Raw genomic sequence first — 16,292 nt, 5'->3', positions numbered from 1 at the left:
TAGTGATTTGTACTGACATAAAATAAGAATGTCTGTTAAGCATTAGGGGCTAAAAGTGAAGCTGTAGGCTGCAGTTTCCTATTTCAGGTTGAGATATCTGGCTCCAGCCAAAGGCTGGCTACTGTTCAAGGTTAGGAATTTCATATTGAGAATGGATAGTAAAAAGAGTGAAAAAAGACAAAACTTAGACTTAGATTATAGTTTTAAGTGAGGAGATCAGAGTCAGATGCTCTGATCTCCATCATATTAGAATAACCGTTTATTTACCTGCGGCTTCAATATGAATGATTTTTTTACAGTTTCCGTAAAATGATTTGGTACGTGGCGCTTTTTCTATCTGAGATACAAGAGATGCCGTCATATCTAGAGGTTCTGGTAGATTAATACGGACCTCGTTAAGGTACTTGCCTTTAGTACACGATAGACTAATAGGGGTCTGTACGTAATACGTGTGATTTGTTGTCACATCCCCGTCTTCTACAAATAAATTATCCATTCTTAACCAGCTAAAACTCGTTTTCCGTGTTCTCTAAGTTGGTTATTTCTGCCCATCCCCGATATGGTTCAAACTTGGACCTAGGATTCTAATACCCGCTTTCCATGCTCTCTAATTTCCCCATCAGGGCCAACATATTTATACAATGCCTGCCTGCTAATCCCTAGCTCCTTGCATAGTTCAGATACGCTGCAATCTCTACTTTTCATTGAAGCTTGTGCTAAGCGTACTTGTGATTTTGTCAGCTTAAAAGAGCGTCCACCTTCTCTTCCTCTTGCTCTAGCAGCTGCAAGTCCAGCTTTGGTTCGTTCGCTGATCAACTCTCGTTCAAATTCGGCTAGTGCCGCAAAAATTCCAAACACCAACTTACCACTGGCCGTTGTGGTATCAATTTCTGCTCCTTGTCCGGTCAGGACTTTAAATCCAATTTGTCGATCTGCAAGATCGTCTATTGTATTCACTAGGTGTTTTAAGCTGCGACCAAGCCTGTCAAGTTTCCATACGATTAAAACATCTCCAGGTCTAAGAGCTTTCAAGCAGGAGTCTAGCCCTGGGCGCTTATCTGATTTTCCGGATATTTCATCCTTATATATGCTTTCTTGACTAACTCCTGCAGCAAGTAACGCATCCTGTTGTAGATCCAGTACTTGGCTTCCGTCAGATTTCGAAATTCGGGCATACCCAATACGCATAATCCACCTACTTTAGTTGCTTTAGTTTATCGATGGATTTATTTTCAATCAGGATCTTCATTTGATTGACTGCGACACTGTTTAGTTTTTGAAACCTATCATTTGTTGATATTCCTTGCTCAATAAGTTCGGCATTGAAACTTTCCAGATTGGACAACACTACAAGCTGCTCAAGCGTAGCATAGTCTCTTATGTTGCCTTTTAGTTCTGAATTTTCTTTACGCCAATCACTGGCTGTTTTACCAAACAAAGCCAGGTTCAACATGTCGGCTTCATTGGCGTAAACAAAGTTTTTCGCTTTTGGGTTAAGTTCAAGGGTAGGAATAATATTCGTTTTTATCGATTCGGTATGTATGTGGTAGTTGACCTTGGCTAAAGTGCGCGAAACATTCCATTCAAGGTTCTTTTGTTCATTTTCTTCTTGTTTGAGTCGTTGGAACTCTTTTAGTAGATAAAGCTTAAATTCTGCGCTAATCCAGGAAGCGAACTCAAAAGCAATATCTTGATGAGCGTAGGTACCACCATATCTGCCAGCTTTTGATATTATCCCAACCGCATTGGTTGCTGTGATCCAGCGTTTTGGCGTGAGAGAAAAGCTGTTGGCACCTGCCTCATTTTTAAACCCATCGAATTCGATGGAATTAAAATCTGGGTTATGCAATTGCTCCCAAAGGCCAATAAACTCAATGGTACTTCGATTGCGCATCCAGTTTTGTAGGATGTAATCGCTGCGATCCCCGTCTTTGTACTTAGCAATGTCAGATAAAGATATGTAATCATCTTGTTTGTCTGAGAATACAGATACTTTTACACCCCGGACATCAATTTTTTGTGCCATTTGTTTTCCAGTAAGCTTTTTGAGGTGTCAATCAAACGAAGGTTTAAATGACACTCTGGTTTTTGTCGATACGTGCATTGAAAGGTGTAATATAATGTGTATATTATACTATGTCCACCAAAGCCAAGGCGTTGAGCTATAGTGACAAACTTACTGCCAGCTCATCTGTGAAAGTAGAAAATGATCATTGCTTCACAATGATGATGATTTATTAACCAGACATAAAATCTTTAAATTTATGGCATCTATCGACAGAACTGCATCCCCACGATTCTATAAGCAACTAAGTGAAAAAGAGCTGTCCGATCATTATGTTCTGGATGATAAAGAGCTGAGTTTTGCGCGACGAAATACACGTAGTGATCGCGGGTATTTAATCATAGCTGTTATGCTAAAAACTCGCAGGCAATTGGGATATTTTCCCGCATTAAATAAAATACCCGTTCAAATTATCTTTCATATTTCAAAACAGTTAAATTTAACATCAATTGTTTGGAAGGCTGATGAAAAGCATGATGGCAAAATGCTTCACAGATACCGCTCTTCTTGCCGCAAATTTTTAGAAAGCTCGCCATTCACGGAGAAAGGAAAAAAGTTAGTCATTACTAGTGTTAGAAATGCTGCTCTTACCATGAGTGATCCTGCGGATTTAATTAATGTTGCTATCGAAGCGTTAGTCAATTCCGGCATTGAGCTTCCTGCATTCAGTACGTTAGACAGATTGGTCAGTCACGAACGTCACCTGATACATGAGAAATTATATCTGGAAATAACCTAAAATCTGACGGCGCTTCATCGGGAAAAACTGGATGCTTTACTGCAACTGAAAAATGGCGAACGAATTACTAGTTTTGCCAGAATGAAGAAAAGCCCAGGTTCAGCGACTCTACGAAATTTCAGAAAATGGGAAAATCGCTTGGTGCTGCTTGATGCGATACTTGATACAAAGCCATTTCTAAAAAAGGTAGCTTACACAAAAATTCGCCAATTTGCCTCTGAAGCTCTGGCTTATGAAATTAATGATATGCGGGGTATCCACAACGAAGCCAAACGCTATACATTATTGCTCTGTTTGCTGTTTCAGACTCAAATAAACACCCGTGATGAGCTAATAGAAATGTTCCTGCGAAGAATGAAACGGGTTCATAATACGGCACAGGAAAACCTCAAAAATTTGCAGGACAAGCACAGAGAAATGGAAGAAGAACTAATTGCCGTTTTCGGTCAGGTACTTCAACATGCTAAGATTGTCGAAACCAACGAAGTGTTAGGGGAAAAAGTTAGGGAATTACTGGAAGCACGAGGTGGCGTTGAAGCAATAGATACCAGGTTCAATATGGTTACGGCCTATCACCACAATAACTATTTCCCCCTTTTATGGCCAGTACATAAATCCAATCGCGCTGTGATTTTCAGAGTACTGGATTCTATCGAAATATGCTCTTCAACTCAGGATGTAACGCTGCTACGGGCATTGGATTTTATACGTAAGCACCGAAATACCAGAAAAGATCTATTGCCACCCGAAATAGGTCTTCAGTTTACGACTCAACGTTGGGTAAGTCTCATTCAAAAAAAGACTCATTTTGGCATTTTGTATGATCGCCGTTCCTTAGAAGTGTGCGTGTTTATACATTTGGCAGAAGCTTTGCAAAGTGGGGATTTATATGTTGAAAACTCAGGTGTTTATTCCGATCATCGAAAACAACTGGAGCCATGGAGCGAGTGCCTTAAGAGGTTGCCGGATTACTGCCAGGAGCTAGGTCTTCCGGATACCGCCAGCGAGTTTGTAAAATCATTACGACAACAATTAACCACTGTTGCTAATAAAATTGACAAAGGTTTTCCCAAAAATAGTGAGCTCACCATAGATAGCGATGGCACTCCTCATCTGAAAAGGCAGAAAGTTTCTGTATTACCGAAAGGGTTAGATGAATTTAAGGACCAAGTTTATGGTCGGATGCCTGAGCGAAACCTGCTCGATATTCTCAGAAATGTACAACACTGGTCAAACTATTCTCGCTGTTTCAGCCCTCCTGCGGGTACAGATGCAAAATTGTCCGATCCGCACAGCAGCTACCTGTATACCGTTTTCGGCTTTGGGTGTAACCTAGGAGCTAGCCAAACCGCCCGTCACGCCCCTAAAAACATTCATCGTCAGACTCTGAGGCGGGTCAATACTCAGCATATCAATGCTACCAAACTGGAAGCAGCTTCCAATAAAGTCATAAGCGAATACGCCAGATTTGAACTCCCTGAGTTTTGGGGGAAGAGCAATGTGGTCATTGCTGACGGAACCCAAACAGAACTGAGGAAAAACAATCTGCTGGGAGAGCAGCATATTCGGTACGATGGCTTCGGCGGTATCGCCTATCACCATATTTCCGGTGAATATATAGCGTTATTTAGTCACTTTATTTCCTGCGGTGTGTGGGAAGCGGTATATATACTTGACGCCTTAATATTAAATCAATCCGTTTACCAGCCGGATACATTACATGCTGATACTCAGGGGCAAAGCGAGCCTGTATTTGGTCTGGCATATTTATTAGGGATCAAACTCTATCCCCGTATGCGTACCTGGAACGATGTTGCTTTTTACAGGCCTGACGGAAATGCAAAATATGAACACATTGATAAAATATTTAAGAAAACAATCAACTGGGAACTGATAGAAACTCACTGGCAGGATTTAATGCAAGTAGTTCTTTCCATTCAGGCGGGTAAAGTCTTATCGTCAATGTTGTTACGGAGGCTCAACGGCCATAACCGACGAAACAAGTTGTATCGGGCTTTCAGGGAATTAGGGCGGGTTATGCGGACTTTGTTTTTGCTGCGATATATTTCTGAAGAAGATTTGAGGCATACTATCCGTGCAGAAACCACCAAAGTCGAATCCTATAATAATTTCCAAGACTGGATATCATTTGGCGGTGAAATAATCAAAAGCGGTGATCCGGTCGAGCAAGCTAAGCAGATAAAATACGCAAATTTAATCGCTAATTCAATTATGTTACATAACGTATCCGATTTGACTGGTATCTTAAACGAAATGGCATCTGAAGGCATTGTTATCACCAAAGAACTGGTGAGTTGCTTAAGCCCCTATATCAGAGAGCATATCAGAAGGTTTGGACGATATGATGTTGATATGACGGAGCGCCCGCCTGATTTAGACCCAAGACCAGTCCCTATAGATGAACAATAAAAGATGTGACAATAAATTACACGTATTACGGACAGGTCCTTAATACGATTGACTGCCTCTTTACCCATTTTATCGACCAGAAGTTGTTTAAACTGATCTGCTTTGATATTACGACCAATGTTCTTTTTGATATATTGACCGATTTCTGAGGCATCCACCTGCTTAACAAGGTCTACTGCCGTCATAAAATATTGATCTGCACTTTGAGTTTGGCAAGTGCCGTGCTTACGCCACTCATATTCACCAAATTTGGTTTGATAGTAAAAGTTTGGCATCCACGGGGCTATTTTATTGATCGTCGAACGCGATAAATCTAATTTATTGCTATCATCACAGTAGCCATAGTTTGTACCGCAACTTTTTTTGTTTGGCCACAATCCATGAAGGGTCAAGTTGGTACTTGCTAATTTGCCACTATTAATAGCATCACATTCAGGCTTTTTCCCTTTATAAGAGAAATGTTCACAAAATCCTGGCTGCCAAGTTAGTGCTAATACATAAGAATCAAAGTTGCCTGCTGTACTACAACTTCCATTTCCTTTGTTATTATTGGGGGTAGATAGTTTTGTTGTCGGTTTGTTTTGGCCTAGAAAATTGCTTTCGCCACAGCTACTTTTAACCCAACGAGTGAGAGGTGATGAGCCAGGTACTTTAATTTGTACCCAGTCGAAAGCCTCTTTGTTAATCGCTGTTATTTCATAGCGTTGTCCAACAGATAATTGAACATTTTGTGGATTGCTTTGCTTTCTAAATGATTGAAAAGCGTCACAGGTTTGCTTTGCGGTAAAATCACCATGAGTTGGGATTGAAGCATGGCTTAAAAGAGAGGTAAGCAAAAGAGAGCTGAGCAAAGAGAATCTAGTTATTTTTTATTAGTAATCATATTATAAATCCTTGTTATCTAATGTAGACATCCTTATTAAATATTATTCTTCTATAGAATAGCTATGCTAAATATGTAGGAAAATGTATTATTACATAATTTATTGAAGCCATAATTTATTTTTTATGAGTATACTAAAAAGTCATATTGTTCTAACTGATTGATTTAACATTTAACATTTAACATTTAACGTACAGAACCGTTCCGTTGGACTTCATACCCCTATTACTATTAACCATTTAGATGAAAATAATTGTTTCCACATCTTAGAGTACTGTATATATAAGCAGTTGGCTTACCTAAAAATGGTATGGTTCTTATAGAAGAAACAAAGAAACGTATACTTCCATTCTGGCCTGATGCGATAATTAGTGTTCGCAAAGGTGGCGGTAATTAGATTTCAATCAATGAACTTAAAAAAGTGACAAGCAAACTACTATAGATAAGATCATTGATATGTTTGATGAAGAAATGAATAGTTATATATAAGAACAATAACGTGACAACGTAATGGATCAGATGAATATTTATGGATAAAACGGCTGCGCACTTAGATTTCACTCGGCAAGCAATGATCCAGTGGCAATCGTTACAAAGTGAAGGTGCTGTATTGCTCAAAAATAATCCAGCATCAAAGCGGTTTCGGTTGCGCGGACGGATCGGGGAAATAGACCGATTTGGTAAAGTAATTTGGTTATAGGGGTTTTCCTATGCGTTCTAAAATTACACGTCGAATAGTGCAGAAAAATACGCCTGTTTGGATTCGCAAACAAACAACGGTATGTTGTCCTGATTGCAATCAAGGTCATTTGATTGTAGAACAAAGGCAAAAAACTAAAGAGCTAGAATGGTTTACTTTGTGCTCTTACTGTGGAAAGAGATCATCCACGTTCATCAAGTCAGGGAATTTCGGGTAACAAAACAAAATAAAGTTATGTATGCACACATAATGTCATTTTGAATGGGTGCTCTATGGCCTGCTCTCTCACAATCTGAATCGAGTAGAGGATTCGGAATCCCCTACTCGCTCCAGCATCTACTTCGCTTCATAAGCAAGTGTTACTAGAAATACCGTTTTACCATCTTTGATCTGTAATTCGCACAACGAATCACGAACCATCCATGTAAAACATAGAATCGTTATACAGATAACTATCAAACCCATTAGAGCGGTCTTTCGTAGCATATAACTTGCCTCTTAGCTAAATAGAGGCTAAGATCAGTCTTGTTAGGAAACATGATATAAGCCTCGTTTGAATTTATAGTTCATTCGGGGCTTTGTCTTATTTACCTCGGCATCTTGGCAAATAAGCCAAGAGCACCCGCGCATATTATACTGACACTTCAAAGTAAAAACGAACCTTTTCGTTACACTCAAAGAACCGCTTTCACTTCTCAGCGTCTTATTTTTTAGGTGTTGAACAAGCACACTTTTCTAAACCCACTTTAGACACTAGCAAAGTGGGTTCAAATAAGTGTGTTCCTGCATGATAATTAAGTTCACGGTTAGGAATTTCCATTCCTAACCACTCTGACAGCAATACTGAAAAATCGATCAGTAACCGTCTTTCTTATAATTTAGACGACTAAAACAAGTTACTTTTGAGTATTTTCTATACTGTTTTTAGTGTTTTGCCAGATTTTAGGTCGATATTCCCTAAAGACAGTAATGAAGTCGCCGTTTTTCACGCATAGTTGCTTTTCTCAAAGCAACTAACTCATGCCCTTTCAGCCCTATTTCCATCTTCACGAAGCACATGTGACCACTCCGGCCTGTGTTTTTTTAGTGATCTTTCAGAGCCTCGATGGCGTACCAATCAAGCAATAGTTTAATTTCAACCACCACATTCCAGAGCTGAAAGAATTTCAATTTCCTGTACGTGAACGGTTTGCCGGGCAAGACGTCAGCCGCAGTCCGGCAAACAGGCGAGACAAAAAGTCTCTTATCTAATCCAGATTGTCAGCAGAATAATGATGGCCGCAATAATCGCCACCTGAATAAAGACGTTATCCAGCGATCCTCTGCGCATCGCGCCCCCTTTCAGAACAGGATTTGCCAGATTGCCAGCAGCAGCACCAGCAGACCAATCAGGAAAAATATCAGCGCGATGAGGGTGTCCGGAGAACGATTCATCTCTGCGCCTCCTCATCATCAGAACCACTGACCGAAACGTTTGATATAGAAACGCTTCATACCCTGCGCGACCAGGCAGTAGCTGAGCAGCGTCGCGACCAGCCACGGGAAGTAGCTCAGCGGCAGCGGCTCCAGCCCGACCATCGCCCCCAGCGGCGAGAACGGAATGTAGATCCCCATCGCCATAATCACCGCGGTGGTGAGCAGCACCGGCAACGTCGCCCGACTCTGGATAAAAGGAATTTTCTGCGTTCTCAGCATATGCACGACCAGCGTTTGCGACAGCAGTCCTTCAATAAACCACCCGGACTGGAACAGCGCCTGGGCCTCAACGTTATTTGCAGCAAAAACGTACCACATCAGCGCGAAGGTGGTGATATCAAAAATGGACGACGTCGGGCCAATCCACAGCATAAAACGGCCGATATTCTTCGCATCCCACTTGCGCGGCTTGCGCAGAAACTCTTTGTCCATTTTGTCCCACGGCAGCGAAAGCTGGGAGAGATCGTACATCAGGTTCTGAATCAGCAGATGAATCGCCAGCATCGGCAGGAACGGAATAAACGCGCTGGCCACCAGTACCGAGAAGACGTTGCCGAAGTTAGAACTGGCGGTCATATTCAGGTACTTAATGATATTGCCGAACGTCTCACGTCCTTTGATCACCCCTTCTTCCAGCACCATCAGATCCTTTTCCAGCAGAATGATATCCGATGCCTCTTTGGCGATATCCGCCGCGCTGTCGACCGAAATGCCGACGTCCGCATCGCGCAGGGCTGGCGCATCGTTGATGCCGTCGCCGAGAAAGCCGACGGTGTGGCCATTTTTCTGCAGCGTTTTCAGGATGCGCGACTTCTGCAGCGGCGTCAGCTTCGCGAATACCGAGCGCGTTTCCACTTCTCGCTCCAGTTCGCGATCAGTCATCGCTTCAATCTGGGCGCCGGTCAGAATACCGTGGGCATCGATGCCCACTTCCAGGCAAATACGCGCCGTAACCACCGGGTTATCGCCGGTCAGCACTTTCACCGCCACGCCGTTATCGCGCAGCGCGGTAATGGCTTTTCCCGCGCTCTCTTTCGGCGGATCGAGGAAAGTCAGCATCCCTTCAACCGTCAGTCCCTGCTCATCGGCGGTGCACAGCGGCGTGGTCAGCGCGGAGTCATCCAGCTTGCGGGTTGCGACCAGCAGCACGCGGAAGCCCTGGGCGTTATAGTCCTTCGTTTTGGCTAACAGCAGATCGCGTCGGGTTTCATCCAGCGCCACAACGTTATCGCCTTCACGAAGATGCGTGGCGACCATCAGCATCTCTTCGACCGCGCCTTTGCAGATCAGGCTTTTGTCACCGTGGCGGACATCTTCCACCGACACCGAGACTCGACGGCGGACAAAATCAAACGGCAGTTCATCAAGTTTGACAAAACGCTCTTTGGTCGCTGGCGCAATCCGCCCCTCGCCAAAGCGCAGCACCGCCCGGTCCATCAGGTTGCGCGCCCCGCTCTGGCTGCTGCTGTTAAGCCAGGCCAGCGTCAGCACCCGGTCGCTCTCATGACCGCTGACATCAAGGTGATGCTCAAGGATGATATTGTCCTGAGTCAGCGTGCCGGTTTTATCGGTACACAGCACGTCCATAGCGCCAAAGTTCTGGATGGCGTTCAGCCGCTTGACGATCACTTTGCGCCGCGACATGGCGATAGCACCTTTCGCCAGGTTGGAGCTGACGATCATTGGCAGCATTTCCGGCGTCAGGCCAACCGCTACCGCCAGGGCAAAAAGCGAGGCCTCAACCCAGTCACCTTTGCTGAAGCCGTTAATCAGCAGCACAATCGGTACCATCACCAGCATAAAGCGGATCAGCAGCCAGCTGACGCTGTTTACCCCGCGGTCGAACGCCGTCTGGGTACGCGTGCCGACGATGGATTTCGCCAGCGAACCAAACCAGGTACGGTTTCCTGTGGCCACCACCACCGCCTGCGCCCTGCCGCTGGTCACGTTAGTGCCCATCAGACAGATATTGCCCATCTCCAGCAGGCTTTTATCTTTGTTCGGCTCGGGAAGCCTGTCGCATCCTTTACCGGAAACGCTGGCCAGAACGTCATACTTCTCAACCGGCAGCGACTCGCCGCTGAGTATCGACTGGCTGACAAACAGGTCCCGGGACTCCAGCAGGCGGACGTCTGCCGGAACCAGATCCCCCGCCGCCAGGAAGATGATATCCCCGGGCACCAGCTCCTCAATGGCAATTTCCTCCTGCACCGGCCCCATATTCCCGGGACCGCGACGCAGCACCGTCGCCGTGGTGCGGACCATGGATTTCAGCGCCTGCGCCGCTTTGTTGGTGCGAAACTCCTGCCAGAAACGCAATAACCCGCTCAGGCTGACCATCGTGACGATAATGATGATCCCGGTCAGATCGGTCTCTTCGCCGTTACGCAGCGGTAGCCAGTAATCGGTCACGAAGCTGACGGCGGCCAGCGCCATCAGGACATAGATAAACGGGTTATTGAATGCCTGCAAAAGCTGGATCAACACTGGTGGCGCCTGCTCATGCGCCACTTCATTGCGGCCATATTCATCCAGTCGTTCAAGGGCATCTTCGGTGGTGAGCCCGTGGCGACTGCTGTTTAACCGCGCCAGCGTATGATCCGGGCTGTTAAATGCCTCGGTTTCAATGGCGAAGCTTTTTTTATGCTGCTTATCATTTTCTGACGCAGACCGGTTTATTTTCCGGTTTTCTATTTTCATGTCAGTCATGATTAATCCTCAAAATTAAGACGTCGCTATCCCTGCATAAATGACTTATGCATAATTCATTTTTACGTTATTAAAAGCTTATTACTTTAATTGTCTGGGAATATCCATCATTCCCTCCTTAGACAAATGATTGTCAGAGTAGAATAGCCGCGAGGTTAACTCCCCTCGACACACTGTTTTCGTCCCCGCCAATTCTTGACATAATGAGATCTCGCGCTTTGCGGCAGTCGGTATTCCCCACCAGTTCGATGCGGATTTCTTTATGCCCTTGTTCTTTTGCTGCTGCCGACACCAGTCCCTGAAGGCTGAGCGTCATCTCTTTACTGATATTAAGCAATAGCTGACGAATCGCGTTTTCATATTCGCTTTGACAGACAATATTCAGAACGTAGCATTTCTCTTCTTCTGTCGCGCCGGGGATCTGATTAATTCTCTGCGCCGCTTCGCGCAGTAGAATATTGGCGCAGAGCACCACAGCGTTGCCGCGGTATTCAGGCCGCGCACGTTCATGCCTTCCCGCATGATGACGCCGGCGCCGAGAAAACCAATTCCGGAAACTACCTGCGCGGCAATACGTCCGGGACTGTCCGGCGATGTTGAAATGGAACTCAGAATAAAAACCGCCGCGCCGGTGGCGACCAGCGCATTGGTGCGCAGGCCGGCCATACGCTGACGCCACTGTCTTTCAGCGCCAATCAGCGCACCCAACAGCATCGCGGCGAGTAAATTTGCGATATAAGGAAACATCAACATAGCTTCCTCCATTTTTGCTGGAAGAATTAACTACGTGCTTTATTAAGCACACGACAAATTGTCGCCGGGAAGGCGATTAACGTCGTGTTGACGGTGGAGGAAATAATGTATTTTTAAACATGAACATGACGATTATCCTCGCAGCCATGCTGCGTTATTTTTTATGGGATGCAATCGTCTGGATGAGGAGATTGCTGCCCGCCGGTTGGCAAGCAGCGCAGAAAAAATAGCGTCAGCTTGCCTTGATGTTTAAGTAAGGGTGACTGTCCAACATATTCCTCCTGTCTGAATTTGTGCTCATTATAGTCATTCAATTAGTCGAGTAAAGTTAAAATCTCGCTTTAGTGACGATTTGTTTAGAATTGTAAGCAGCCTGAAGGCTACAAATTGAAAATCCTGCCGCCTTCCAGTTCTGTTGTTACCATACACTACGAAGTATACGTATATACTGATTACTTATTTTTCTCTGAGCCTTTCCTCAATGATGGTCCGTAAAAATATACTTTCCACGGTTTGCTCCCAGGTTTCTCTTTCTGCAAGCCATTTTCTACAGGCTGAAAATCGGTATGGCTCAGAATGACCTCATTTCTCTCGCCTGGCGATTCCAGTACATATCCGTCAGGGATTCGACGAGCCGTTGAACCAGCCAGCCCGGGCGATGCCCGATAAAAAGTTTTGATACACGCGCCTTTTTGCAGGGCAGACAGGATAACCTGTTCCGGGATCCGCATATTCACTCCTTATGATTACGTGAAAGTGTCCGGTAGACCGTTGGCCGCGAAACTGAAAATAACTCTGCCAGATCGCTAATCGAGTACTGCCCGGTTTCATGCATCCGGCACAGCTCTTTCTGCTGTTTCTCAGACAGTTTGGGTTGCTTCCCCCGCAGTTTCCCTTTAGCCCGCGCAATCGCCATGCCTTCACGGGTACGCAGGCGTATCAGATCGCCCTCGAACTCAGCAAACGTCGCCAGCACGTTAAAAAACATTTTCCCCATCGGGTCTTCCGGATCGTAGAGGCTGGCTCCCAGCGCCAGCTTCACGCCCCTGGCCTGTAATGCATCCGCAATTTCACGCGCATCAGGTACCGAGCGCGCCAGACGGTCAAGTTTCGGTACAACCAGGGGGTCACCACAGCGCACCGCGGCCAGCGCCTGATCCAGCCCGGGTCTCTGCCGGTTTGACCCTGTCAGTCCTCTGTCGGTGTAAATCCGATCGGGGGAACGCCCAGGCTAACCAGAGCTTCCTGCTGTGCGGCCAGATCCTGGCGGTCAGTTGAACATCGGGCATAGCCAATGCGTATTTCTGTCATAAATATGTACGTATAAGGGGCCATGAAAGAGATTGATACCGTACCAGTGATATGAGACAACGTCAGCAGTGATTTTCTCTGAAGCGCAAATTTAAATTTTTACCGTCCGCTGAGCGATCCTCTTACGGACATTATCTTCGGGGTCAGGATGACAACGCGTGGCAAAGTAACAGGCAAAAGTGAACGACTGGCCGTTTTAAATAATGCCGAGCAGGAAGCGCTGTATGGTCTCCCTGACTTCGATGATACACAGCGGCTGGAATATCTTGCTCTGGATGAATCTGAGCTGGCGCAGGCCTGCAGTCGTCCGGGGCTTCATGCTCAAATTTATTGCATCCTTCAGATCGCTTACTTTAAAGCCAAACACCTGTTTTTCCGCTTCGGGTGGGATGATGTTAAGGATGACTGCAATTTTGTCCTGAACCGTTATTTTCACGGGGAGTCACTTCCGGACCTATCTCCCACTAAGCATGAACGCTATGCTCAGCGGGAAAAAATTTGCGTACTGTACGGTTACCGGCCCTGGTCATCTGCACTGTCTTCACAACTCGAATATCAGGCCGTCAATATTGTTCGCCGTGATGTAACCCCCGGTTTTGTCGCCACGGAGCTGATCATATGGCTCAACGAACATAAAATCATCCGACCCGGTTACACCACGCTCCAGGAGCTGGTGAGCCGGATTCTTTCTGATGAAAGGCAGCGGCTGGGACGTATTCTGGCGGAGCGGCTTGATGACACGACAATTACCGGGCTGGATAAGCTGATTGAGCGTGATGATACGCTCTCCCGGCTCGCTGTCCTCAGGCAGGATGCGCGTGACTTTGGCTGGCGCCAGATGGTCCACGAACGGGAAAAAAGGACCATCCTGGAGCCACTGCACCGCAAAGCCTGTGACGTCTTACCGGAGCTGAATATTTCTCAGCAAAACCTGCTGTACTATGCCAGCCTGGCAAATTTCTATACCGTTTACGATCTTCGCAAACTGAAGCCCGGGCAGACCCGCCTTTACCTGCTGTGCTATGCCTGGATTCGTTATCGCCAGTTCAGCGATAATCTGGTGGATGCGATGTTTTTCCATATGAAACAGCTTGAGGATGAGAGCCGCCGCGTGGCTAAGCAGCTTATGGCTGACGTGCAGGAAAAACACCGACGTGAAACATCCAAAATCGGGCGGCTGCTGTCGCTTTATGTTGATGACAGCGTTCCTGACCCCACGACCTTTGGTGAAGTCCGCCGCCGTGCCTGGAAAATCATGCCGCGGGAGACACTGAAAACCACCGCACAGCGCATGAGCGTGAAACCCGTCAGTAGGCTGGCGCTACAATGGCAAGTTGTAGACTGTATGACGGCATTAATCCGACGTCATTTGCGACCATTATATCTGTCCCTCGATCTTGCCAGCGTAGTCCAGGACAGCCCGTGGGCCGAAGCCCTGAGCTGGCTAAAAATGGTGTTCAGCAAAAAGATGACGCTTTCGCAGCGGCCACTGGCGGAATGTCCACCAGAAACGTTACCGGAACGGCTGCGGCCGTACCTGCTTGTGTTTGACGAGGATGGTGAGCCCACAGGGCTGAATGCCGGACGCTATGAGTTCTGGCTCTATCGGCAGATAAGAAAGCGCTTTCAGTCGGGAGAGTTCCACCTCAATGACAGCCTCAGGCACCGCCATCTTTCTGATGAGTTGGTATCAGCAGAGGAACAAGCCGCGGTGCTGGCTGACATGAAAATTCCCTTTCTACAGAAACCGATAAAAACGCAGCTCAAAGCGCTGGAGTCCGAGCTGCACCGACAGTGGAAAGCGTTCAATCGCGAACTAAAGCAGGGGAAGCTGAAGCATCTGGAATACGATAAAGAAACGCAAAAACTGACCTGGCATAAATCGGTGGTCAGTCGTCATAAGGCACAGAAGAAGCGTTTTTATGAGCAGCTACCGTTCTGCGATATAACTGACATCTTCCGCTTTGTTAACGAGCAGTGCCGGTTCCTCCCGGCGATGAAACCGCTGCAGCCCCGATATGCAAAAAAATATGCCGACGCAGATAGTCTGATGGCGGTCATCGTTGCTCAGGCAATGAACCATGGCCATAATGTGATGGCACGAACCAGCGATATTCCACTCCATGTGCTGGAAACCACGTACGAACAGTACCTTCGTCTGGCGTCACTTCTCACAGCCAATAACTGCATCACCGATGCCATAGAAGCCCTGCCGGTTTTCCCGCTCTATTCGTTTGATCCGGAGACCCTTTATGGTGCCGTTGACGGGCAAAAATTTGGCGTTGAGCGGCCAACGGTAAAGGCCAGACATTCACGTAAATATTTTGGACGCGGTAAAGGCATGGTAGCCTACACGCTGCTGTGTAACCACATCCCGATCAACGGTTATCTGATAGGCACAAACGAGTATGAAGGCCACCATGTCTTTGATATCTGGTACCGTAACACCTCAGAAGTGAAACCCACAGCCATTACCGGAGACATGCACAGCATCAATAAAGCCAACTTTGCGATCCTGCACTGGTTTGGGCTTCGCTTTGAACCTCATTTCACCGACCTGAACAAGCAGTTGAAGGAGCTGTATTGTACCAGGGAGCCATCGGCCTATAAAAAATGTCTGATTCAGCCAGTTGGGCAGATTAATCAGGATCTTATCATCCGAGAAAAAAACAATCTCGATCGTATTGTCGCTACGTTGGGACTGAAGGAGATGACGCAGGGAACGCTGATGCGCAAGCTATGTACGTACACAACAACCAACCCGACAAGACAGGCGATATTTGAATATGACCGGCTGCTTCGCAGCATTTACACACTGAAGTATCTGCGTGATCCGCAACTGGAGCGCAATATCCGGCGCTCCCAGAACCGGATTGAATCTTATCACCAGCTACGCGCCGCAGTATCCAAAGTCGGCGGAAAGAAAGAGTTGAGCGGGAAAAATGACCTTGAAACGGAAATCAGTAACCAGTGCGGGCGGTTGATCTCCAACGCGATCGTTTACTACAACTCTGCGATCCTGTCGCGATTACTGGAGCGTCTGGAAGCGGAAGGCAACGCTAAAGGTATTGAAGCGCTGACCCGGATATCCCCGGTGGCCTGGCAGCACATTTTGTTGAACGGGCATTACACCTTTCACAGTAGCAATGAAATCATGGACCTGGATGCACTTGTTGCTGGGCTGAAACTGGGGTAACGGAAATTTCGGCGGTTCCGGCGTAGAACC

At 46.4% G+C, this 16,292-nt stretch carries 15 protein-coding genes; 3 read left to right on the top strand and 12 right to left on the bottom strand.

The window, feature by feature from the left end; all coding sequences use genetic code 11:
- Positions 1 to 259 precede the first annotated feature (259 nt).
- The 3 genes from CTN07_RS18710 to CTN07_RS18700 all read right to left on the bottom strand — a co-directional run bounded on the left by CTN07_RS18710 (position 260) and on the right by CTN07_RS18700 (position 2,026).
- Complete coding sequence (locus CTN07_RS18710) at positions 260 to 496, bottom strand: hypothetical protein (protein WP_036766096.1); 237 nt, start codon at positions 494 to 496, stop codon at positions 260 to 262.
- 80 nt (positions 497 to 576) lie between these two features.
- A complete protein-coding gene (locus CTN07_RS18705; protein ID WP_005306506.1) occupies positions 577 to 1,188 on the bottom strand; it encodes a recombinase family protein in 612 nt (203 codons plus the stop codon).
- 7 nt (positions 1,189 to 1,195) lie between these two features.
- Positions 1,196 to 2,026: a KilA-N domain-containing protein gene (locus tag CTN07_RS18700; protein ID WP_005306509.1), complete on the bottom strand. Its 831-nt coding sequence runs from the start codon at positions 2,024 to 2,026 to the stop codon at positions 1,196 to 1,198.
- Between the two features lie 187 nt (positions 2,027 to 2,213).
- On the opposite strand from CTN07_RS18700, the gene CTN07_RS22975 reads away from it, so the two are divergent.
- Entirely contained in the window at positions 2,214 to 2,804 is a 591-nt protein-coding gene (locus CTN07_RS22975; protein ID WP_080551794.1) for a DUF4158 domain-containing protein, read from the top strand.
- A 3-nt stretch (positions 2,805 to 2,807) separates the two neighbouring features.
- The gene (locus CTN07_RS18695) at positions 2,808 to 5,234 is read left to right on the top strand and encodes a Tn3 family transposase (protein ID WP_198137227.1); all 2,427 of its coding nucleotides are present in this window, start codon (positions 2,808 to 2,810) and stop codon (positions 5,232 to 5,234) included.
- Here the strand turns inward: CTN07_RS18695 and CTN07_RS18690 are convergent.
- The 9 genes from CTN07_RS18690 to CTN07_RS18660 all read right to left on the bottom strand — a co-directional run bounded on the left by CTN07_RS18690 (position 5,132) and on the right by CTN07_RS18660 (position 12,965).
- Positions 5,132 to 6,070, bottom strand: a complete 939-nt coding sequence (locus tag CTN07_RS18690) for a ribonuclease T2 family protein (RefSeq protein ID WP_232282483.1) — start codon at positions 6,068 to 6,070, stop codon at positions 5,132 to 5,134. The genes CTN07_RS18695 and CTN07_RS18690 overlap by 103 nt on opposite strands.
- Positions 6,071 to 7,153: 1,083 nt before the next feature.
- Entirely contained in the window at positions 7,154 to 7,303 is a 150-nt protein-coding gene (locus tag CTN07_RS18685) for a Hok/Gef family protein (protein WP_080551795.1), read from the bottom strand.
- 757 nt (positions 7,304 to 8,060) lie between these two features.
- Entirely contained in the window at positions 8,061 to 8,147 is an 87-nt protein-coding gene (gene mgtU, locus CTN07_RS23280; protein WP_256593869.1) for a magnesium transporter protection protein MgtU, read from the bottom strand.
- Between the two features lie 11 nt (positions 8,148 to 8,158).
- Positions 8,159 to 8,251, bottom strand: coding sequence for a protein MgtR (gene mgtR / locus CTN07_RS18680; protein WP_107183742.1), 93 nt, complete (start codon positions 8,249 to 8,251; stop codon positions 8,159 to 8,161).
- Positions 8,252 to 8,269: 18 nt separating this feature from the next.
- Entirely contained in the window at positions 8,270 to 11,002 is a 2,733-nt protein-coding gene (gene mgtA / locus CTN07_RS18675; protein WP_036766100.1) for a magnesium-translocating P-type ATPase, read from the bottom strand.
- Between the two features lie 133 nt (positions 11,003 to 11,135).
- A complete protein-coding gene (locus CTN07_RS23340) occupies positions 11,136 to 11,474 on the bottom strand; it encodes a hypothetical protein (protein WP_369698711.1) in 339 nt (112 codons plus the stop codon).
- Positions 11,384 to 11,755: an MgtC/SapB family protein gene (locus CTN07_RS22970; RefSeq protein WP_198137225.1), complete on the bottom strand. Its 372-nt coding sequence runs from the start codon at positions 11,753 to 11,755 to the stop codon at positions 11,384 to 11,386. Before CTN07_RS22970 ends, CTN07_RS23340 begins: the two co-directional genes overlap by 91 nt.
- A gap of 452 nt (positions 11,756 to 12,207) precedes the next feature.
- A complete protein-coding gene (locus tag CTN07_RS18665) occupies positions 12,208 to 12,486 on the bottom strand; it encodes a hypothetical protein (protein WP_036766101.1) in 279 nt (92 codons plus the stop codon).
- Between the two features lie 2 nt (positions 12,487 to 12,488).
- A complete protein-coding gene (locus tag CTN07_RS18660; protein ID WP_256593868.1) occupies positions 12,489 to 12,965 on the bottom strand; it encodes a recombinase family protein in 477 nt (158 codons plus the stop codon).
- A gap of 249 nt (positions 12,966 to 13,214) precedes the next feature.
- Between CTN07_RS18660 and CTN07_RS18655 the strand changes: the two genes are divergently transcribed.
- Positions 13,215 to 16,262 (top strand): Tn3 family transposase, encoded by a 3,048-nt coding sequence (locus CTN07_RS18655; RefSeq protein WP_005306524.1) that lies wholly within the window; start codon positions 13,215 to 13,217, stop codon positions 16,260 to 16,262.
- Positions 16,263 to 16,292: the final 30 nt, after the last annotated feature.

Source organism: Photobacterium damselae (genome assembly GCF_003026815.1).
In the GTDB taxonomy this organism is placed as follows: Bacteria; Pseudomonadota; Gammaproteobacteria; order Enterobacterales; family Vibrionaceae; genus Photobacterium; species Photobacterium damselae.
The sequence above is the reverse complement of the archived record's forward strand: the minus strand, read 5'-3'. Positions and strand labels throughout refer to the sequence as shown.

Bases quoted from the DNA above. Each gene is read 5' to 3' on its own strand.
- CTN07_RS18710 (WP_036766096.1), bottom strand. From the start codon at position 496: ATGGATAATTTATTTGTAGAAGACGGGGATGTGACAACAAATCACACG.
- CTN07_RS18705 (WP_005306506.1), bottom strand. From the start codon at position 1,188: ATGCGTATTGGGTATGCCCGAATTTCGAAATCTGACGGAAGCCAAGTA.
- CTN07_RS18700 (WP_005306509.1), bottom strand. From the start codon at position 2,026: ATGGCACAAAAAATTGATGTCCGGGGTGTAAAAGTATCTGTATTCTCA.
- CTN07_RS18685 (WP_080551795.1), bottom strand. From the start codon at position 7,303: ATGCTACGAAAGACCGCTCTAATGGGTTTGATAGTTATCTGTATAACG.
- mgtU (WP_256593869.1), bottom strand. From the start codon at position 8,147: ATGCGCAGAGGATCGCTGGATAACGTCTTTATTCAGGTGGCGATTATT.
- mgtR (WP_107183742.1), bottom strand. From the start codon at position 8,251: ATGAATCGTTCTCCGGACACCCTCATCGCGCTGATATTTTTCCTGATT.
- mgtA (WP_036766100.1), bottom strand. From the start codon at position 11,002: ATGACTGACATGAAAATAGAAAACCGGAAAATAAACCGGTCTGCGTCA.
- CTN07_RS22970 (WP_198137225.1), bottom strand. From the start codon at position 11,755: ATGTTGATGTTTCCTTATATCGCAAATTTACTCGCCGCGATGCTGTTG.
- CTN07_RS18665 (WP_036766101.1), bottom strand. From the start codon at position 12,486: ATGCGGATCCCGGAACAGGTTATCCTGTCTGCCCTGCAAAAAGGCGCG.
- CTN07_RS18655 (WP_005306524.1), top strand. From the start codon at position 13,215: ATGACAACGCGTGGCAAAGTAACAGGCAAAAGTGAACGACTGGCCGTT.